We start from the raw sequence: 19,986 nt of genomic DNA on the forward strand, positions 1-19,986 counted from the left end.
CTTCCGGACCCGGAGGCGAGGTGGCAGCGGCGGGCAAGAGAGAGGTGACGACATGAATTTCCCGTTCCGCAGGGTCTGGCCGTGATCGGACGCATCGTCGCCGCCGTTGCCGGCATCGGGGTCGCCGGCGGACTGGGCTTCCTGGCCTATGCCTGGCATCCCGCCATCGCCCCGATCGCGCCGCCCGCATCCACCGCCTTTTCGGCCGCCAGCGTCGAACATGGCCGCGTCCTTGCCGCCGGGGGCTATTGCGCCGAATGCCATACCCGCCGCGACGGGCACGAGGGCGCGCCGCTGGCCGGCGACTACCTGATGGCGACGCCGTTCGGCGCGATCTATTCCAGCAACATCACGCCCGACCCCGAAACCGGCATCGGACGCTGGTCCCAGGCCGCCTTCGTCCGCGCCATGCGCCAGGGCGTGTCGCGCGACGGATCGAACCTGTTCCCCGCCTTTCCGTTCGATCATTTCACCCATATGACCGATGGCGATATCGCCGACGTCTATGCGTTCCTGATGACCCGCCCGCCGGTCCATTCGGTCAAGCGCGAGAATACGGTGCCGTTCCCGCTGAATGTCCGCCTGCTGCAGGCGGGATGGAAGCTTCTGTTCCTGCATCCGGGCGCCTACCGTCCCGACCCGGCACATGACGCACAGTGGAATCGCGGCGCCTATCTGGCCGAGGGGCTGAGCCATTGCGGTGCCTGCCACACCCCGCGCAACGCCATGGGCGCCGAGAAGGCCGGCGCGGCCTATGACGGCGCGCCGGTCGATAACTGGATCGCCCCGCCGCTGAACGGCACGAACCCGACCCCCGTGGTGTGGACCGAGGACGAGTTCTTCCAGTACCTGCGCTACGGCGTGGCCCCGCTGCACGGCAGCGCCGCCGGGCCGATGTCGCCGGTCATCCATGGCGGGCTGAGCGAGATGCCCGAGTCCGACGTCCGGGCGATCGCGGTCTATCTGGCCAGCCTGGACCAGGCCACCGGCCGACAGGGCGGGGATGCCGCGCGCCTTGCCGCGGCGATGCGGACCTCGGCCCGTGACCTGACCGGCCCGCAGACCGACCCCGACGCCCGGCTTTATGCCGGCGCCTGTGCCGCCTGCCATGCCAATACCGGAGCGACACCCGTGCTGGGCCGGCCCGAACTGGCGCTGAACAACGCGCTGTGGCTGTCGGAACCGACCAACCTCTATCAGGTCGTGCTGCGCGGGATCAACGCGGGCGAAGGCCAGGACGGGGTGTCCATGCCCAGCTTCTACCATGCCCTGACGGATGCCGACCTAGCCCGCCTGGCCGCCTATCTGCGCCGCACGCGCACGACCCTGCCCCCCTGGACCGACCTGGAGCACAAGGCCGCGTCCGTCCGGGCGACATTGCCGGCGCCCCCCGTCGCCGCGTCCCATTGAGATGGCCATCGAGATGAAAGACGGAGCCAAGTCATGACGAGTTTTCGCCTCAACGGCCACGAGGTCTCCGTCGACGTTGCCGACGATACCCCCCTGCTGTGGGTCATCCGCGACGAGATCGGGCTGACCGGCACCAAGTTCGGCTGCGGCATCGGGATGTGCGGGGCCTGCACCGTCCATGTCGGCGGCCGGGCCACGCGATCGTGCATCACGCCGGTGTCGGCCATCCAGGGGGCCGACATCACCACCATCGAGGGGCTGGACCCCGCCGGCGCGCATCCCGTGCAGGAAGCCTGGAAAGACCTCCAGGTTCCGCAATGCGGATACTGCCAGTCGGGGCAGATCATGCAGGCCGCAAGCCTGCTGAAGGATTATCCGGCGCCGACCGACGAGGATATCGACGCGGTGATGGCCGGCAGCCTGTGCCGGTGCATGACCTATATCCGCATTCGCGACGCCATCAAGAAGGCCGCCTCGGCCACGCGGGGGGAACCGTCCAATGGGTAAGCTCGGCCGAATGCAGGCATCGCCCGATCGCCTGTCGCGACGCGGCTTTCTGATGACCGCGGTGGGCGCGGGCGTCATGTTCGGCTTTCCGGCCGCCCGCGCGGCGCAACAGTTTCCGGCGGCCGGCCTGCCCGGCGACGGCGCGTTCGAACCGACGATCTGGTGCGCCATCGCCCCCGACGGCGCCATTTCCGTCAACATCATCCGCGCCGAGATGGGCCAGCATATCGGCACCGCCCTGGCCCGCATCATCGCCGACGAGATGGACGCGGACTGGAGCCGCGTGAAGATCAACTATGTCGACACCGACCCGAAATGGGGTCTGATGGTCACCGGCGGCAGTTGGTCGGTCTGGATGACGTGGGACGTCTTCCGCCAGGCCGGCGCCGCCGCCCGCGTCGCCCTGACCGAGGCGGGGGCCCACCTGCTGGGCGTCCGGCCCGACCAGTGCACGACCCGCGACGGGGCCGTCGTGGCCGGGGCGAAAAGCATCACCTTCGGCGACATCGTGTCGCGCGGCCGCCCGTCCCGCAGCTTCACGCCCGATGAAATGGCGAAGCTGCCGTTGAAACCGGCGGCCGAGCGGCGGCTGATCGGCAACGGCGACCTCAAGGCGCTGGATATTCCCGCCAAGACCGACGGGACGGCGATCTACGGCATCGACGCCAAGATCGAGGGCATGGTCTATGCCCGGCCGAAAATGCCGCCGACGCGCTATGGCGCCAAAATCCGCTCGGTCGACGACAGCGCGGCCCGGACGGTGAAGGGTTATCTGCGCCATATCGAGATCGACGATCCATCGGGCACGGTCCAGGGCTGGGTCGTCGCCATCGCCACGTCCTACACCGCCGCGATCCGCGCCGCCGACCTGCTGAAGGTGGACTGGACCCCCGGCGAGACGGCGCACATCGCGGAAAAGGACGTGCTGGACCACGGCCGCGCCCAGATCGGCCGGAAGGACGGCGGGGTGTACGTGTTCAACGATGACGGCGTGGACGCGGCCTTCACCGCCGCCGCATCGACGATCGAGCGCGAATATACCTGCGCCTCGGTCATGCATTATCAGCTCGAACCCACCAATGCCCTGGCCTTCGAGAAGGACGGCATCTTCGAGATCCATGCCGGCAACCAGTGGCAGACGCTGATCCTGCCGACGCTTGCCAAGGCGCTGGGCCGTCCGGAAGACAGGATCGTCCTGCGCACCTACCTGCTGGGCGGCGGGTTCGGCCGCCGCCTGAACGGCGACTACATGGTCCCCGCGGCCCTGGCCTCGAAGGCGCTGGGCGGCAAGCCGGTGAAGCTGATCCTGACCCGGTCGGACGACATGCAGTTCGATTCCTTCCGCTCGCCGTCGGTGCAGCGGGTGCGGGTAGCCTTCGACAAGACGCAGGCCATCACCGCCATGGACTATCAGGCTGCCGCCGGCTGGCCGACGCAGGTCATGGCGTCGGCCTTCATGTCCAAGGGCGTGGACGGCAAGCCGTACGACCAGTTCGCCATCGCGGGCGGCGACCATTGGTACGATGTCGGCGCCTTCCGTGTCCGCGCCCTGTCCAACGACCTGGCCAACCGGACCTTCCGGCCGGGCTGGCTGCGGTCGGTCAGTCCGGGCTGGACCAGCTGGGGCGTCGAATCCGTCTGGGACGAGATCGCGCATCTGCACGGCAAGGACGCCGTCCAGTTCCGCCTGGACCATCTGACCGGCAAGGGCCGGAATGCCGGCCAGGCCCCCGATTCCGTCGGCGGTGCGTTGCGGCAGGCCGCGGTGGTCCGCCGCGCCGCCGAAAAGGCCGGCTGGGGCCAACCCCTGCCGAAGGATACCGGGCTTGGCATCGCCACCACCTCGGGCCAGGAACGCGGCATGCCGACCTGGATCGCCTGCTGCGCGCTGGTGCATGTCGATCGGGCGACCGGCATCGTGCACTGCCGCAAGCTGACGATCGTGGTCGATGCCGGGACCATCGTCGACCCCGACGGCGCCCGCGCCCAGACCGAGGGCGCGGCCCTGTGGGGCCTGAGCATGGCGCTGTTCGAGGGGTCGGAAATCGTCGACGGCCTGCCCCGCGACCGGAACCTGGACACGTACACGCCGCTGCGCATCGCCGACGTGCCCGAAATGGACATCGAATTCGTCGCCAGCACCGAAAAGCCGACCGGCCTGGGCGAGCCCGGCACGACGCCGATCGCGCCGGCCATCGGCAATGCGATCTTCAATGCCGTGGGGGTCAGGATGCGCCATCTGCCCGTGCGGCCGTCGGACGTCCTGCGGGCGTTGACGCGGCACGACGACGCGGAATCGACATGACGGACGGGATGGGGCACACAGGCCCCATCCCTGACGCCACAGCCGCCGCAAAGCCCGTGTCGATGTCCCTGCTGCCGTATATCGTCGCCGCCACGTTCTTCATGGAATATCTCGATTCCACGATCATCGCGACGGCGCTGCCGGCCATGGCCCGATCGTTCCACGTCGGCCCGAACGAACTCAGCCTGGGCATGACCGCCTACATGCTGACGCTGGCGGTGTTCATCCCCGTCAGCGGCTGGGCCGCCGACCGCTTCGGATCGCGCACGGTCTTCGCCTGCGCGGTCACGATCTTCACGATCGCGTCCGTACTGTGCGGCTTCTCGACCAGCGTCGGCACATTCATCGCCGCGCGCGTGCTGCAAGGCGCGGGCGGGGCGATGATGGTGCCGGTGGGGCGCTTCATCGTGGTGCGCAATACCGAGACCAGCCGGATGATCCAGGCGATCTCGACCATCACCTGGCCGGCGGTGGTGGCCCCCGTCGTCGGGCCGACGGTCGGCGGCATGATCGTGACCTTCGCCACCTGGCACTGGATCTTCTTCATCAACGTGCCGCTGGGCCTGGCCGTGCTGGCCGCGATCTTCGCCCTGGTGCCGGAACAGCACGGGCCCCGACGCCCCATGGACTGGGGCGGGTTCGTCCTGGGCGGCACGTCGCTGACCGCGATCCTGCTGGGCACCGAACTGGCCAGCAACACCCATGCCAGCCTGGCGCTGGCCGGCCTGCTGTTCGCGGCGGGGCTGGTGCTGGGGGCGGCGACCCTTCGGCACGCCGCGGGGCAGGACCATCCCCTGCTGGATTTCCGCCTGATGCGGCACCCGACATTCTCGGTCACCGTGCTGGCCGGGACGCTCAGCCGCTTCAGCATCGACGCCATTCCCTATCTCATGCCGCTACTGCTGCAGGTCGGCTTCGGCCTGACGGCGTTCCACGCGGGCACACTGCTGCTGGCCTTCGCCTTCGGCAATCTGGGCATGAAGATGTTCACGACCCGCATCCTGGCGACATGCGGGTTCCGCGCCACCGCGTGCGTGAATGCCGCCCTGGGCGTGGCATTCATCCTGCTGGCCGCGACGATGGTGCCGGCGACACCGCTTGCGGTCCTGCTGCTGATCCTGCTGGGCTGCGGGGTCACGCGGTCAATGCAGTATACGTTGCTGGCGACGTTGGGCTATGCCGACATCAAGGATGGCGAAAAGGGCGCGGCCAGCACGTTGCTCAGCGTCAACCAGCAGATGTGCATCGGCTTGGGGATCGCATTCGGCGCACTGGCCCTGCGCGTCGTCGCGACCCTGCGGGGCGAACATCCGGGCACCGATGCCTTCATCGCGGCCGATTTCCATTGGGCGTTCCTGGTGGTCGCCATCCCGCTCGCCCTGTCGATCCCGCGCTACCTGCGCATGGACCGCACAGCCGGAAACGCCCTGCGCACGGCGTCCTGATCCCGAACCCGGCAAGGGCAACGCCCTTGCCGTCGTGCCGATCGGCCCCATGCCCCGCCGTCAGGCGTAGGCCGACGCCGCCTGGCGGATCGCGCGGGCCATGGCCTCGACCCCGTTGCCCCGGTTGGTCGACAGCGCCTGCACCAGCCCCAGGTCGCGCAGGAAACCCGGATCGGTCGCCAGGATCTCGGCGGCGCCGCGCCCCGAATAGACCCGCAGCAGCAACGCCACCAGGCCCGAGACGATCGCCGCGTCCGACGCCCCGGCGAAGAACAGGAGGCCGTCCCGTTCCCGCACCTCCAGCCAGACCTGGCTCTGGCAGCCGGGGACGCGATGGGCGTCGTCCATCCAGTCCTTCGGAAAAGGCGGCAGCTTGCGGCCCAGTTCGATGATGTACTGGTAGCGCTGCATCCAGTCGTCGAACAGTTCCAGCTCTTCGCCAATGGCGGCGACGGCCTCGGACGCGGTGTCGTCCTCGGGCCTGACGAACGGATCGGTCATCATATGTCCTGCGTCCGGCGCGCGGCCCGATACGGGCCACGCGCCATGTCTTCGATCGGGCCGGTCTACAGGATGAAGCGGCTGAGGTCACCCTTGCGGGCCAGCGGCGCCACCCGTTCCTGCACGTCGGCCGCGGTGATGCGCACCGACTGGCCCGACCGGTCGGATGCGGTGAACGACACCTCTTCCAGCATCCGTTCCAGCACGGTCGCCAGACGGCGGGCGCCGATATTCTCGATCCGATCGTTGATGTCGGCCGCCAGTTCCGCCAGCGCATCCACCGCGTCGTCCGAGAATTCCAGCTCCACGCCCTCGGTCCCCATCAGGGCGGTGTACTGCTTCAGCAGCGAATGCTCGGGTTCCGTCAGGATGCGCCGCAGATCGTCACGCGTCAGCGGCGACAGTTCGACGCGGATCGGCAGGCGGCCCTGCAATTCCGGCAGCAGGTCCGACGGCTTGGCGATATGGAACGCGCCCGAGGCGATGAACAGGATATGATCAGTCTTGACCGGCCCGTACTTGGTCGAGACCGTCGTCCCTTCGATCAGCGGCAGCAGGTCGCGCTGCACACCTTCGCGCGAGACGTCGCCGCCCCGGAAGCCGCTTTCGGACGACCGGGCGCACACCTTGTCGATCTCGTCGAGGAAGACGATGCCGTGATCCTGCGCGTGGGCCACCGCCTCGCTGGTCAGGGCGTCGTTGTCCAGCATCTTGTCGGCTTCCTCGCGCACCAGGGCCTCGCGCGCGGCGGCGACGGTCATGCGGCGGCGCTGCGGCACGCGGTTCATCAGCCCCTTCATCATGTCCGAGAAATTGATGACGGTACCCGGCGCCATGTTCGGCATCTCGCCCATGCCGCCGGCCCCCTGGGCGTCGGCGACCGAGATTTCGACGTCCTTTTCCTCCAGTTCGCCATTGCGCAGCATACGGCGGAACTTGCCCTTGGTGTCGGCCGACGCGCCCTCGCCCACCAGGGCATCCACCAGCCGGTTTTCGGCCGCCAGTTCGGCGCGGGCCTGCACGTCGCGCCGGCGCAGGTCGCGCAGCATGTTCAGCGACACCTCGACCAGATCGCGCACGATGCTTTCGACATCGCGGCCGACATAGCCGACTTCGGTGAATTTGGTGGCCTCGACCTTCAAAAACGGCGCCTGCGCCAGCCGGGCCAGCCGACGCGCGATCTCGGTCTTGCCGCAGCCGGTCGGGCCGATCATCAGGATATTCTTGGGCACGACCTCATCGCGCAGGCCGTCGGCCAGCTGGGCACGACGCCAGCGATTGCGCAGCGCGATGGCGACCGCGCGCTTCGCATCGGCCTGGCCGATGATGAAGCGGTCGAGTTCGGAAACGATTTCGCGGGGGGAATGGTTGGGGGCGTCCATCACGATGCGGCCTCGTCCGTCTCCTGGCCCAGAGTTTCCAGGATCACGGAATAATTGGTGTAAACACAGATATCACCGGCGATGCGCATGGCGCGCCGCGCGATTTCGGCGGCCGACAGCCCGTCGATGTCCGCCAGTGCCCGCGCGGCCGACAGGGCGTAATTGCCGCCGGACCCGATGGCGATGATGCCGTCCTCGGGTTCCAGCACGTCGCCGTTGCCGGTCAGGGTGAACGAGCGTTCGGCATCGGCCACGGCCATCATCGCCTCCAGCCGCCGCAGATAGCGGTCGGTCCGCCAATCCTTGGCCAGTTCGACGCAGGCGCGCTCCAACTGGTTCGGATAGCGCTCCAGCTTGGCTTCCAGGCGCTCCAGCAGAGTAAAGGCGTCGGCGGTGGCGCCGGCGAAGCCGGCCAGGATCGAACCGGCCGGGCCGATGCGCCGAACCTTGCGGGCATTGCCCTTGATGACGGTGGCGCCCAGCGTGACCTGGCCGTCGCCGGCCATCGCCACCTGCGCGCCCCGGCGTACGCACAGGATGGTCGTCCCGTGCCAGCCGATGGGATCTTGGGGGGTCGCGTGAATATTCTGCATGACTGAAACAGATAGGCTGTTCGCGGCGCAGGACAAGAGCAGACGCCGCCTGTGCCGTCAGCCCGCCATGGCACGATTCACATATTCGGCCAGTTCGGCCTGGGTGAAGGGCTTGCGCAGCACCAGTGCGTCGTCCGGCAGGCTGGCGTCATCGGCATAGCCGGTCAGGAACAGCACACGAAGGTCGGGCCGGATCGCCCGGATCCGGCGCGCCGCTTCCTCGCCGCCCATCTCGGGCATCATGACGTCCATCACGGCCAGATCGGGCCCCTCGGCCGACGCATCCACGTGGGCCAGGGCCTCCGCCCCGCCCTGGGCCTCGGTCACCTCGTGCCCCATGGTGCGCAGGAAGCCGGCGGTAACGGCACGCACGCTCGCCTCGTCATCCACCACCAGCACCCGCACGGCGTGCGACGCCGCCACGGGGGCCGTGGGGTTGGACACCGCCAGGCCGGCGCCCGGGCAATGGTGGACGGGCAGGTACAGATCCACCCGCGTGCCCTGCCCCGGCGCGCTGGTCACGCGCACATCGCCCCCCGAATGGCGCACGAAACCATAGATCATCGACAGGCCCAGCCCGGTGCCGCGCCCCACGTCCTTGGTGGTGAAGAACGGTTCGAAAATCCGGGCCAGCGTTTCGGGCGGCATGCCGGTCCCCTGGTCGGCCACCGACACCACGACGTAATCGCCCGGCATCAGATCGCCCCCGGCGGCGGCGTCATCCATATGGACCTGTGCCGTCGACAGTGTGATGGTTCCCCCTTCGGGCATCGCGTCGCTGGCGTTGATGCACAGGTTGAGCAACGCCAGTTCAAGCTGGCCCGCGTCGGTACGCACCGGCGGCAGGTCGCCGTCCGGGGCCAGCCCGTCCATCCGGATGTCGAAGGGCACGCGCCCGCCGTCGGGGCCCCGGCGCGACGCCACGCCCTGCATCAGCAGGTCGCGCAGGCCGCGCAGCAGCGCGTTCACATCGACCGGCTGCAGGCTCAGGTCGCGCGGACGGCTGAAATTCAGCAGCCGCCGTGTCAGGTCCGCGCCCCGCCGCGCCGCCGCCATGGCGTTGTCCAGCAGCCGCGCCGTTCCCTGGTCCAGTTCAGGCCCCATGTCGCTGGCCAGTTCCAGCGACCCCATCACCGCCGTCAGCAGATTGTTGAAATCATGGGCGATGCCACCGGCCATGGTGCCCAGCGCCTGCATCTTTTCCGCCTGCCGCAGCCGGGCCTCCATTTCCCGCTGCCGCGTGATGTCGCGATTGATGACGACGGAATAGCCGCCCTGGCGCGGGTCGCCGCCGCCCAACTGCGCGCGGGTGAATTCGCGCCAGGTCACGCCCGCGCCGCCGGGGTCGGGAAAGGCGATGACCTCCTCGTCCCGCCCCTCGGCCGCCAGCCGGGCCTCGGCCGCGCGCAGGCCGGGCAGTTGGGCGGGATCGCACAGATCCTCCTCCCGCCGGCCCAGGCAGGCGTCCTCGTCGCGGCCGAAGAAGGCGGCAGCCTGGCGGTTGATGCGGATGAACCGTCCCTCGGGGTCCTTGAAGCCCAGGCCGGAGCGCAGGTTCTGCAACAGCCCCCGCAGCAGCATCCGTTCCGTTCCCAGCTCGGCCTCCAGCCGGTGATGCTGCGCCGCCTGCACGATCATGGCGCGCAGCGCGTCGGCATCCCAGGGCTTGTGCGAATAGAACGAGATCCGGCCCTGGTTCAGCGCCGCCGCCACCGCTCCGATGTCGGCATAGCCGGTCAGCAGGATGGCCTGCGCATCGCAGAAGGCGCGGGCCCGCGCCAGCATGACGTCGCCGCCCATCTGGGGCATCCGCTGGTCCGAGACGATGACATCCACGTCCCGCCGCCGGGCCAGGATATCCAGCGCCTCGACCGGCGAGGTGGTGGACAGGATGGTGAACGAATCTTCCAGCAGGTCGGTCAGTGCAACCAGGATCTCGGGTTCGTCATCGACCAGCAGAACGACGGGGCGATCGGTCATGCGGCGCCTCGTGCCCGAACGGCGGCATCGGCCCCCAGGTCGGCCCCCAGGCCGGCCATCGTCACCATGTGGGGCTGCCAGGGCACCGATATGGTAAAGACCGCGCCGCCGCCGGGCGCATCGGCGGCGGTGATCGTGCCGTGGTGGGCCTGCACGACCCCGTAGGCGATCGCAAGGCCCAGCCCCGTGCCCGCCCCGACCGGCTTGGTGGTGAAGAAGGGCTCGAAGATCCGCTCCTTCAGCGCGGCGGGAATCCCCGGCCCGTTATCCGCGATGGTGAAGACATAGGTTTGCCCCCCACAGGCATCCGTCGGCCGCAGTTCGGTGCCGATGCGGATCACGCCGCGCCCCGCGGCGTCGGCCCCCAGGACGGACGTCTGGGCAGAGGACTGGATGGCGTCAGCGGCGTTGCTGATGATATTCATGATGACCTGGTTCAAGAGGGCGGACTGGCAATAGAGCCGGTCGGGCGCGCGATAGTTGCGTTCCACGACGATACCGCCGCCGAATTTCTGCGTCAGCAGGGCCAGCACCGTCTCCAGCGCCTCGGGCACGTCGATCACCTGGAACTGCCCTTCGTCCAGGCGCGAGAATTTACGCAGGTTCAGCACCAGGTTCTGGATCCGCCGCAGGCCGAGATTCATCGACTCGACCCGGTCGCGGCATTTCATCAGCGCGGCGTGACGCTGCGCGATCCCGGCCGCGTCCCCGGCGTCCTCCAGGTCGATCACGCGGGCCAGCGCCCGCGCGACGGTGTCCTTGTGCGCCAGGATGAAGGCCAGCGGATTGTTGATCTCGTGCGCGATGCCGGCCACCAGTTCGCCCAGCGACGCCATCTTCGCCGTCTGGACCAGCTTGCTCTGCGTCTCGATCAGCTTGCGGTTGGCGTCGGCCAGTTCGGCATTCGCCTGTTCCAGCGCCTCGGCCAGCGAGGCCTTGGATGCGATGGCGGCCGCTTCGGCCCGCGCGCTTTCGACCGCGATCTCGCGCGCCTGGCGCTCCAGATCGACGCGCCGCGCCTCGTCCTGCAACAGCTTGCGGCGGACCAGGGCGCGGATGCGCAGCGCCAGCACGTCGGGTTCCACCGCGTCCGATACCAAGTCGTCGACCCCGGCCTCGAACACCTCGGCCGAGAACGCGCCCTGCGACGCCTGCCCCCCGCTCAGTCCCATGATGCGCGGCGGCACCCCGCCCGCGACCACCACCTGCTGGCGCAGATCGTCCAGTTCGCGGCAGAAGGCGATGCCGTCGAAGGCGCCGGACGCCAGATCCACCACGACGCAATCGGGCTCCCGCGCCGGGTCGAACCAGTCCTGCCGGTCCACCGCCCCCGGCCGCCGCTCCACCGTGACCTCGTGCCCGTCGCGTCGCATCAGGCCGGCCAGCGACGCCACGTCGCGGTCATGCGGCCCGCCGCCGCTGACGATCAGGATGCGGGCCCGGCGGAACAGATGGCTGCCGTCGCGCTGTCCCCCGCTGGCGCCCTCGCGCAGCAGCGCGCGGATGCGAAAGACGATCAGGTCCGGATCGGCGGATTTCGGCACATAGGCGTCGGCGCCGCTTTCCAGCCCTTCGCGCTCCAGCCCCGGCTCGCCGCCCTCGGTCAGCATCAGGACCGGAATCATCCGGGTCACCGCGCTCATGCGCAACTGGCGGGCCATCTGCCCGCCGTTCATGCCGGGCAGGTGGTAATCGGCAACCACCAGGTCGGGAATGCGGCCGTCCAGACTGTCCAGCGCGGCCTCGCCACTGGCCACCCGCGTGACGACAAAGCCGTGGCTTTCCAGCATCCTGCGGATTCTCAGGGCCTGGGTATCGGAATCCTCGACCAGCAGGAGGGTCGCCGGGGCCTCGTCGGTCACGACATCGGCCCTTCCAGCATGCCGGCCCATTCGGTCGCGTGGTGCAGGGCCCCGGCGATGCCCAGCAGGTGGGAGGCGATCGCGCCCTGCGGCAGGCTGACGCATACCGCGCCCATCCGTTCGGCGGCGCCGGGCATGCCGTGGACGACCGACGTGCTGCGGTCCTCGGCGATGGTGTAGCCCCCGGCGCGGCGAAGGTCGGCCAGGCCCGCCGACCCGTCTTCCCCCATGCCGGTCAGCAGCACGCCGACCGCGTCGGCCCCCGCCTCGCGCGCCAGCGACGAGAACAGCATGCTGGCCGAGGGACGCTGGCCGCCCAGCGGCGGCGCGTGCGACAGCCGGATCTCGTCGCCCGGCCCGACCAGAAGATGCGTCTCGCCCGGGGCGACATGGACATGGCCGGGACGCAGGCGCTCCCCCTGCCGGGCCAGCGCGACGGACAGGCTTGTCTGGGTGCCCAGCCAGGCTGCGAACCCCTCCATGAACGCCGCCCCCATGTGCTGGACCAGCACGATCGGCCAGGGAAAGGTGGCCGGCAGCGCGCCGAGAATGTGCGAGAAGGCCGGCGGCCCGCCGGTCGAGGCCGCCATCGCCAGCACCCGGGGCCGCAGGTCCATCGGCACCGGCACGGGGGCCGGCGTGACGGGCCATTGGGCCGACAGCCGCCGGCGGATCACCGGCACCTGGCTCATGATATAAAGCTGCGTCGCGATCGCGGCCCCGCCCTGGGGGCCCGACAGCCAGCCCGCAGGTTTTTCCACCACCGACAGCGCGCCCGACCGCAGCGCGTTCATCGACACCTGCAACGCCGGATCGGTCGAGGCATCGCTGACGATGACGATCGGCGTCGGGCAGGCCGACATGATCCGCCGCGTCGCCTCCAGCCCGTCCATGCCGGGCAGGCGCACGTCCATCGAAATCACGTCCGGCCGCAACAGGGGCACCAGGCGCAGGGCCTCCTCGGCGGTTTCCACCGCTTCGGCCAGTTCCAGGCGCGGGTCGTCGCGGACCAGGCGAACCAGCACCTGCCGGATGACGGCCGAATCCTCGACCACCAGCACCCTGGCCCGGCGGGGCGGCAGCGATCCGCTCACAGCACGCCCCGGATCGTGTCCAGAAGGTCGCCCTGCTCGAACCCCTGCTTGGTGATGTAGGCGCGCGCGCCCCCGTCCAACCCGCGCCGGATATCGGCCTCTTCATTACGCGAGGTCATCAGGACGACGGGGATCGACGACAGGCGCGGGTCGGACCTGACCGCGTCGAGAAGACCGAAACCATCCATCCGGGGCATCTCCACATCGGTCACGATCGCATCAACCCGCCGCGACGAGCGACGGAGCATCGACAGCGCCTCCATCCCGTCGGTCGCCAGCAGAACATCATAGCCGTGGGCCTGAAGGATCGTCTTCTGGAGAGTCCGTGTGGTAATCGAATCGTCAACGACCAGGATGGTAGGCGACCGCACCTGCGCTGCCACGGGACCGTCGGATGCCGCCGCGCCCCCGCCTGCGAAGGCGCCGCCCGTGCCGCCGCCGGTCTGCCAGCGGGCCAGCAGCGTATCGGGGCTGATGACGAAAACGGGCCGGTCGCCGCGCGGCCAGCCCACCCCCGGCACCAGGTCGCTGTCCAGCCCCACGGCCTCGGCATCCGAAATCTGCAGGATCCGGACCTCGTGCATCCGGTCGACGGCGAAGCCGCAATGCACGCCCTCGGCGGCGACCAGCACCACGGACACCGCCCCGTCATGGACCGGCAGGGCCGAATCCGGCGTGCCCAGGAAGGTCGCGAGGGCCACCAGCGGCACCAGCGACGCCTCGGCCCCGTCGGCCGCCGCCGGATCGCGCCGGTCCTCCAGCGGAAAATACATCCGGCCGTCCACCACGCGGATATCGGCCTGCCGCACCCGGGCCAGGCGTTCGATGGCCCGTCCCGGCAGGCCGATCGTCAGTTCCCCGACCTGGGTCACCAGGACGGTGCGCTGGCGTTGCGACACCGGCACGGTCATCGTCACGACAGTACCCCACGGGCTGCCGGCTTCCATCCGGACCGATCCGTGCAGGGTCCGCGCGGCCTCGGCCACCACCGACAGGCCCATTCCCCGGCCCGCCAGACGGTCGGCCTCGCCCCGGGTGGAGAAGCCGGGGTCGAACACCCGGGCCAGCAGCGTTTCGGGCACCGGGGCGTCGTCCCGCTGCATCAGCCCCTGCTGCACCGCCCGGGCGGCGATGGCCTCGAGGTCCGGGCCGCGCCCGTCGTCGGCGACCGACACCAGCAGCCGCACGCCCAGCATCCGCACCGACAGGGTCAGGACCGGCACCGGCGGCTTGCCGGCCTCCTGCCGCCGCTGGGGGCTTTCCTGCCCATGGACGATGGCGTTGCGCAGCAGGTGGATCACCGGGTCGCGCAAGGCCTGGATGACCCGGCGGTCCGCCCGCACATCCATGCCGACCAGACGGACCGTGACCTCGCCGCCGCCATGTTCGCGCGCGATCTGGCGCACCATGCCGGCCAGCGACCCGAAGACCGTGCCTGCGGGCACCAGGGTCACCGCCCGCATTTCCTCGCCCAGGCGCAACATGCCCCGATCGAACTGACCGGCGATGCGTCCCCTTTCCCGCCCCAGCGCCGTAAGGCCGCGCGTCAGGCGCGCCAGCGCCGCCGCCGGGTCGGCGGTCGCACTGGCCGAGCGGGCCGCTGCCGCCAGATCCTCCAGATCGGCCCATACGCGCTCATGCCGCTCGGCCGCGCCCAGCAGGTCGTGCATCACGCCGACCAGCGCGTCGAGGCGCGCGACCGGCACCTGGACATAGGACCCGCCGCCATCGTCGCGCGGCGGCGGTGGCGCGCCCGGCTCGGGTGCCGCGTCCGGCCCGGGCCCCTCGGGGCCGGACGTATCCTGCATGTAGGCGTCGACCTGGTCCATGGCCTGGCCGATCGCCGCGACATCCTCGGCGCTGACCGGCTGATGGCCGTCCAGCAGCCGGAACAGCCGGCTTTCCAGGACATGGGCCACGCCCTCGACGTCGGACAGGTCGACGACGCGCGCCGCCCCCTTCAGGGAATGGACGCGCCGGAACACCTCGCCCAGCGCGCGGCCATCCATCGGGCCGGCGGCCAGAATGTCGCGGATGACGCGAAGATGATCGCGATATTCGGCCTCGAAGACCGCCAGCAATTCCTGTCGCAGCGTGTCCACGGCAGGGGCGTCAGGTGCGGTAGCGGGCGGAAATGGCCAGAAGCTGATGCGACAGGCTGCCCAGGTTGCTGGCCGAAGCCTCCAGGTTGCGGGTGCCCGCCGCCGTCTGCTGGCTGGCCTGGCGGATGCTCTGCAAGGCGGTCATTACCTGCTCGATCCCGATCTGCTGCTGGTTGGTCGACGCCACGATCTGCTGGAAGGCATGCACGCCCTCCTCGATGCCGCCGGTCATCCGTTCGATGGTGCGATAGGCGATGTCGGTCCGTTCCTTGCCAGCCGACACGCGCTTGACCGATTCCTCGGTCAGCATCACCGACGTGTTGATGCCGCGCTGGATGTCACCCAGAATCGAGCGCACATGCTGCGTCGCGTCGCGCGACTGGTCGGCCAGGATCTTCATCTCGGCCGCCACCACGGCGAAGGACCGCCCATGCTCGCCGGCGGCGGCGGCCTCGATCGCCGCGTTCAGCGCCAGCAGATGCGACCGTTCGGACAGGTCGTTGACCGCCGTGATGATCTCGCTGATGGCGTCGGTGCGCTCGGACAGCGCCACGATATTCGAAGCCACGGCCTCGGCGCCCTCCTGCGTGCGGTCCATGGCGCGAGCGGTTTCCTCGACCGCCTCCAGCCCGCTGGCCGAACTGTGGACGATCACCTCGGCCGACGAAATCACCTCACGTGCGCGCTTGCTGATCTGCGCGCCCGAATGGGTGATCTGGTCCACGGTGGCCGCCGTTTCCTGCACGGCGGCGAACTGTTCCTCGACACTGGCCGCCTGCTGCTGGGCGGAAGCGCGGATGTCGGCGACGGCGGCATCGAGGTTGCGGGTCGCCTCGCGGCTCTGCTGCGCGATCTCGCGCAGGCCGTCGATCATGCGGTTCAGTCCGGTGGCCAGGCGCTCGAACTCGTCCCGCCCGACGCCGGACCCGCCGACGGCGGCGCGGGTCGACAGGTCGCCCTGGCCGATCAGTTCCATCACCCGCATCAGCGAGGCCAACGGTGCCAGGATCGACCGCCGGGTCCAGAACGTCACGATCAGGGCGACGATGACCGCGACCGCCAGGCCCATGGTCAGGGACCGGCGGCTGAATTCGTACAGCGCCCCGCTCTGGTTCTCGCCGGCCTGCACCCCGCCGTCCAGCGTCGTCGTCGCCTCGGTCACCAGGCGGTCGATCGCCTGGTCGCGGGTATCGAGCTGCGCCGACTGCAACCGCACCGCGGCCTCGTCTCCGCGCCGGATCGCGCCGAACAGGTCGGACGTTGCCCGGCCGTTCTGCCGCACCTGGTCCAGCGTGTCGTGCAGCAGCGACGAAATCGAGGCGAACATGGTCCGCCGTGCAGCGCCCGATGCCTCGTCATTCGCCTGGCTCGCGGCCGCCAGCGCCTGGGCCAGCGTCTCCTCCGCCTGGCGGGCCTCGCTGCCCCAGTCCGAGATCGCGGCGTCCAGCCCGGCGGCGTCCTTGTCGTAATCGTGGGCATAATAGTGCGACAGGATCGACAGCCGCCGCGCGACCAGGTCGTTCTCGATCGCCCGCAGATGGTTCAGCTGCCGGTAGACCGACAGGTCCCGCGTCACGATCACCGTCATCTCGTCGCGGACATTGCGGATCTGGCCCAGCGCGTAGACGCCGATCGACACCATCAGCATGACGCCGACCATGAACCCGAACAGAAGACGATTAGCGATTGTCACGACGGTTCAGACTCCGAAATGATGCGCGGAAAACAGGCGAACGGGATCCAGCGCCGCGACCACCCGCCCGTCCGGCAGGCCCGCCAGCGGATGGGCGGCGGGCGGACCGGACGAGTCGATGTCCACGACATCCATCACCCCCGTCGTCATGCCCGCCAGCAGCGCCACGCGCGCGACCGGCAGGCCCGGCACGGGGCGCAGCAGCAGCATGGCCCGGGCATCCGCCTGGGCCACCCCGCCCAGCAGGATCGACAGGTCGAACACTGTATACAGGTTGCCGACATAGCCATAGACGCCCCGCACCGCGGCGGGGCAGTCGGGGCGACGTGGAATGGCGCTCCAGAGCGGGTCGGTGACGCGCAGCACATGCCGCAGGTCGATGGCATAGCCCTGCCCGCCGACCTCCAGCGTCACGGCAGGCCGGCTGGCCGGGCCGGCGTCGCGCGGGTTCTTCGCCTGTGGTTCCCCGGCTTGCCCCTCCGTCCGGCCACGCCGCGCCAGCAGGCGAGCCCGTTCCTCCAGTACCCGCCGTGCAAAATCGCCGGCGCGGGTCGCGGGGCCGTCCTCGGGGCTCAGGACACGCCCCGCATCAGCAGGCGGCGATCGTCAGGGCGCGCGCGGTCCGACTCGCCGGTGGGCGACAGGTCGGAGATATCGTCGGTTCCGTCCTCGCCGATCAGGCGCAGCAGACCGCCCGCGGTCAGCCCCCCGCCCTCGGGCAGCAGCCGGTCGGGCGCCAGGCGGCCGGCCAGCACGCGCGCCTGGCGCATGATGCGGCAGGCCTCGTCCGCGCGGCCGCCGTCATGCAGCAGATGGGCCAGATGGACATGCGCCATCACATGGTCGCGGCAGAGATAGACCGCGCGGCGAAATCCGTCCTCGGCCCCGGCGCGGTCGTTCAGCCCGGCGGACAGCACGCCCGACAGGAAATGCAGCTCGGCGTCCAGTGGACGCTCCTGGATCGCGGCCCGGCAGAGCGCCAGGGCGGCCTCGACCGCCCCGCCATCGGCCAGGGCGCGCACATGGGCCGCCGCCCCACCGGGGTCGGCTGGCGGAGCCACCGTCTTCCGGCGCCCGCCGGCAGGGCGCCGCACACCCGCCGGGGTGGGGATCGGTCCCGCTCCCCTGCCTGCGGAGGCTCGCCGCGCCGGCGGGGGCGGCGGGCCGGCCCGGGAATCGCGCGCCCGGAACGCCAGCGTGCCGGGAAAGGCCACCGTGTCGAGGAATCCGCCGCCATCCGCGATCGGGTCGGAATGGCCCAGCAGCAGCCATCCGCGCGGCGACAGCCGGTCGGACAGATGATGAACCAGGTCCAGCGCCTGGGCCGTCTCGAAATAGATCAGCACGTTACGGCACAAAATCAGGTCGAACGGCCCCGCCGGCCCGCCGCCATGCGGCAGGTCCATGATGTTTCCGTATTCGAAACGGACCATCCGCCGGTATTCGGGGCGCAGCATCCAGTGCCGGCCGGTCGCCGAAGGGTGGAACCACAGGGTCCGCTCCGCCCGTCCGATATCGCGCAGGGACCAGGCCCCGTATTCCGCCGCCCGCGCGCGTTCCAGCGCCTGGGTGCTGATGTCGGTGCCCAGGATCTCGATCGTCCAGTCCTGTTCCCCGCGTTCCTTCAGCAGGCGGCGCAGCAGGATCGCCAGCGAATAGGGCTCGGCCCCGTTGGCGCAGCCGACGCTCCAGATCCGCAGGGTCCGCAGGGGGCGCAGGCGGCGCAGCAGGTCGGGCAGGATCGTGGTTTCCAGCGCATGGAACTGTTCGGCATAGCGGAAGAAGAACGTCTCGCCGATCGTCACCGCCGATTCCAGCGCCCGCCATTCCGCCGCCCCTTCCCGCGGATCGGACAGCAGCGACAGATAATCCATCGGACGGACGCAGCAGCAGGCCTCCATCCGCCGCGCCAGGATCATGTCCAGCAGGTCCATCTTGTCGGCATAGTAATACAGCCCGGTCCGCGCGACGATTCGCGCCGCCAGCCGTTCGAGGGCGCGCCGCCGTTCAGGCATCCGTCCCCTCCCACAGCGCGTCGCGCTCGTGCAGGGCGGCCAGCAGATGCTCGATCCGCTGGTGTTCGTGCGCCATCAGCAGTCGGTCCGCATCCATCATCTGGGCGGTGCATCCCCCGCCCAGGTCGATTTCGCCCACCAGCCAGTCGCCCGCCGTCGCCCCCTCGCACGGCGGGACGACCGGCCCGGACACATGGCGCACGTCCAGCACCCCGTCGACCATGTAGGCCACGCGCGCGCCCTCCCGTTCGGGGCCGAGCAGCAGCGGGTGATACAGGGTTGCGGCCTCGGCCTGGTCGGCGGCCCGCCACGGGCGCAGGCCCAGCAGCACGGCCAGGTCGATCGCCACTACCCGTTCGGCCCCCAGCCGGAAATAGCCCAGCACCGGCGCGGGCGTTCCCGGGGGACGGAACAGGGCAGGCATCGGCACGCATTCCCGCACCGCCGGCAGCGGCAGCGCGTAGCGGACATCCGCAAGCTGGAAGATGACGACTGTCCCAGGCACCAAAAACGATTCTCCCGACAGTTTGCCGAACCGGCGGACCCGTCACGGGCGGCCTGGCGTCCCCGATACTGTGTCTGCCGAAGATTGCATTTAATACAAGTGACGGCTACCTCGGGCAGGGATGCGTTCCCGACAGGCCGGGCACGCCCAGCATCCGTTGCCGGAGACCATCGCCATGGACAGCTTCAACGGGGACCGGGCCGCAAACCGGTTCCTCCCGCCCGAGGGGGGCCCGTCGTCCCGCTTTTCCGTGGCCCGCCTAGTGCGCGTGGCCGCCTGCGCCGTGTTCTATTTCCTGTTCTATTTCGTCCAGCAGGTCACCGAACTGCTGGCCCCGCTGCTGCTGATCCTGGGGGTGGGGTGGGGCGTCCTGCCGCACCTGATCGGCGCCATCAGCACGACGGCGGCCTCGGCCGACCCCCAGACCCGCGATATCGTCAGCCATGTCGCGGGCACCATTCCGCAGCAGATCACAATCGGGTCCCACGTCTTTACCGCCGGGTCGCTGGTCGTCGACGGCCTGCTGATGATGGCGGCGGCGGCGCTGTGCGCCACCCTGGCCGCCATCGCCGCGCGCGAGATGTAATTCGCC

The 19,986-nt window shown here is 69.9% G+C and carries 16 protein-coding genes; 5 read left to right on the forward strand and 11 right to left on the reverse strand.

Going from position 1 to position 19,986, the window contains the following annotated elements:
* Window positions 1-81 precede the first annotated feature (81 nt).
* The 4 genes from HLH34_RS07800 to HLH34_RS07815 all read left to right on the forward strand — a co-directional run bounded on the left by HLH34_RS07800 (window position 82) and on the right by HLH34_RS07815 (window position 5,667).
* Window positions 82-1,410 carry a cytochrome c gene (locus HLH34_RS07800; protein WP_183119056.1) on the forward strand — a complete coding sequence of 443 codons (1,329 nt, stop codon included), beginning with the start codon at window positions 82-84 and terminating at the stop codon, window positions 1,408-1,410.
* Between the two features lie 33 nt (window positions 1,411-1,443).
* Window positions 1,444-1,917, forward strand: coding sequence for a (2Fe-2S)-binding protein (locus tag HLH34_RS07805; protein ID WP_183119057.1), 474 nt, complete (start codon window positions 1,444-1,446; stop codon window positions 1,915-1,917).
* Window positions 1,910-4,222, forward strand: coding sequence for a xanthine dehydrogenase family protein molybdopterin-binding subunit (locus HLH34_RS07810; RefSeq protein ID WP_183119058.1), 2,313 nt, complete (start codon window positions 1,910-1,912; stop codon window positions 4,220-4,222). Before HLH34_RS07805 ends, HLH34_RS07810 begins: the two co-directional genes overlap by 8 nt.
* A 62-nt stretch (window positions 4,223-4,284) precedes the next feature.
* Window positions 4,285-5,667 carry an MFS transporter gene (locus tag HLH34_RS07815; protein WP_183119059.1) on the forward strand — a complete coding sequence of 461 codons (1,383 nt, stop codon included), beginning with the start codon at window positions 4,285-4,287 and terminating at the stop codon, window positions 5,665-5,667.
* A 60-nt stretch (window positions 5,668-5,727) separates the two neighbouring features.
* On the opposite strand, the gene HLH34_RS07820 is transcribed toward HLH34_RS07815, so the two are convergent.
* From HLH34_RS07820 to HLH34_RS07870, 11 genes are all read right to left on the reverse strand, one after another.
* Window positions 5,728-6,168, reverse strand: coding sequence for a SufE family protein (locus tag HLH34_RS07820; RefSeq protein ID WP_183119300.1), 441 nt, complete (start codon window positions 6,166-6,168; stop codon window positions 5,728-5,730).
* A gap of 65 nt (window positions 6,169-6,233) precedes the next feature.
* The gene (hslU, locus tag HLH34_RS07825; RefSeq protein ID WP_183119301.1) at window positions 6,234-7,550 is read right to left on the reverse strand and encodes an ATP-dependent protease ATPase subunit HslU; all 1,317 of its coding nucleotides are present in this window, start codon (window positions 7,548-7,550) and stop codon (window positions 6,234-6,236) included.
* Window positions 7,550-8,143: an ATP-dependent protease subunit HslV gene (hslV, locus tag HLH34_RS07830; RefSeq protein WP_182943810.1), complete on the reverse strand. Its 594-nt coding sequence runs from the start codon at window positions 8,141-8,143 to the stop codon at window positions 7,550-7,552. Before hslV ends, hslU begins: the two co-directional genes overlap by 1 nt.
* A gap of 57 nt (window positions 8,144-8,200) precedes the next feature.
* Window positions 8,201-10,123 carry a response regulator gene (locus HLH34_RS07835; protein ID WP_183119060.1) on the reverse strand — a complete coding sequence of 641 codons (1,923 nt, stop codon included), beginning with the start codon at window positions 10,121-10,123 and terminating at the stop codon, window positions 8,201-8,203.
* Window positions 10,120-12,015 carry a response regulator gene (locus tag HLH34_RS07840; protein ID WP_183119061.1) on the reverse strand — a complete coding sequence of 632 codons (1,896 nt, stop codon included), beginning with the start codon at window positions 12,013-12,015 and terminating at the stop codon, window positions 10,120-10,122. The genes HLH34_RS07835 and HLH34_RS07840 overlap by 4 nt, the downstream gene beginning before the upstream one ends.
* Complete coding sequence (locus HLH34_RS07845) at window positions 11,982-13,079, reverse strand: chemotaxis protein CheB (RefSeq protein WP_264784281.1); 1,098 nt, start codon at window positions 13,077-13,079, stop codon at window positions 11,982-11,984. The genes HLH34_RS07840 and HLH34_RS07845 overlap by 34 nt, the downstream gene beginning before the upstream one ends.
* Complete coding sequence (locus HLH34_RS07850; protein ID WP_183119062.1) at window positions 13,076-15,181, reverse strand: hybrid sensor histidine kinase/response regulator; 2,106 nt, start codon at window positions 15,179-15,181, stop codon at window positions 13,076-13,078. The genes HLH34_RS07845 and HLH34_RS07850 overlap by 4 nt, the downstream gene beginning before the upstream one ends.
* Window positions 15,182-15,191: 10 nt before the next feature.
* Window positions 15,192-16,874, reverse strand: a complete 1,683-nt coding sequence (locus HLH34_RS07855; RefSeq protein ID WP_183119063.1) for a methyl-accepting chemotaxis protein — start codon at window positions 16,872-16,874, stop codon at window positions 15,192-15,194.
* A gap of 6 nt (window positions 16,875-16,880) precedes the next feature.
* Complete coding sequence (locus HLH34_RS07860) at window positions 16,881-17,288, reverse strand: chemotaxis protein CheW (RefSeq protein WP_264784280.1); 408 nt, start codon at window positions 17,286-17,288, stop codon at window positions 16,881-16,883.
* Window positions 17,289-17,446: 158 nt separating this feature from the next.
* The gene (locus HLH34_RS07865) at window positions 17,447-18,889 is read right to left on the reverse strand and encodes a CheR family methyltransferase (RefSeq protein WP_183119064.1); all 1,443 of its coding nucleotides are present in this window, start codon (window positions 18,887-18,889) and stop codon (window positions 17,447-17,449) included.
* Complete coding sequence (locus tag HLH34_RS07870) at window positions 18,882-19,394, reverse strand: chemotaxis protein CheW (RefSeq protein ID WP_264784525.1); 513 nt, start codon at window positions 19,392-19,394, stop codon at window positions 18,882-18,884. The genes HLH34_RS07865 and HLH34_RS07870 overlap by 8 nt, the downstream gene beginning before the upstream one ends.
* 121 nt (window positions 19,395-19,515) lie before the next feature.
* Here HLH34_RS07870 and HLH34_RS07875 point away from each other — a divergent pair, with 121 nt between their 5' ends.
* Window positions 19,516-19,980 (forward strand): hypothetical protein, encoded by a 465-nt coding sequence (locus HLH34_RS07875; protein WP_244959756.1) that lies wholly within the window; start codon window positions 19,516-19,518, stop codon window positions 19,978-19,980.
* The last annotated feature ends 6 nt before the right edge of the window (window positions 19,981-19,986 follow it).

Source organism: Gluconacetobacter azotocaptans (assembly GCF_014174355.1).
GTDB classification, from domain to species: Bacteria; Pseudomonadota; Alphaproteobacteria; order Acetobacterales; family Acetobacteraceae; genus Gluconacetobacter; species Gluconacetobacter azotocaptans.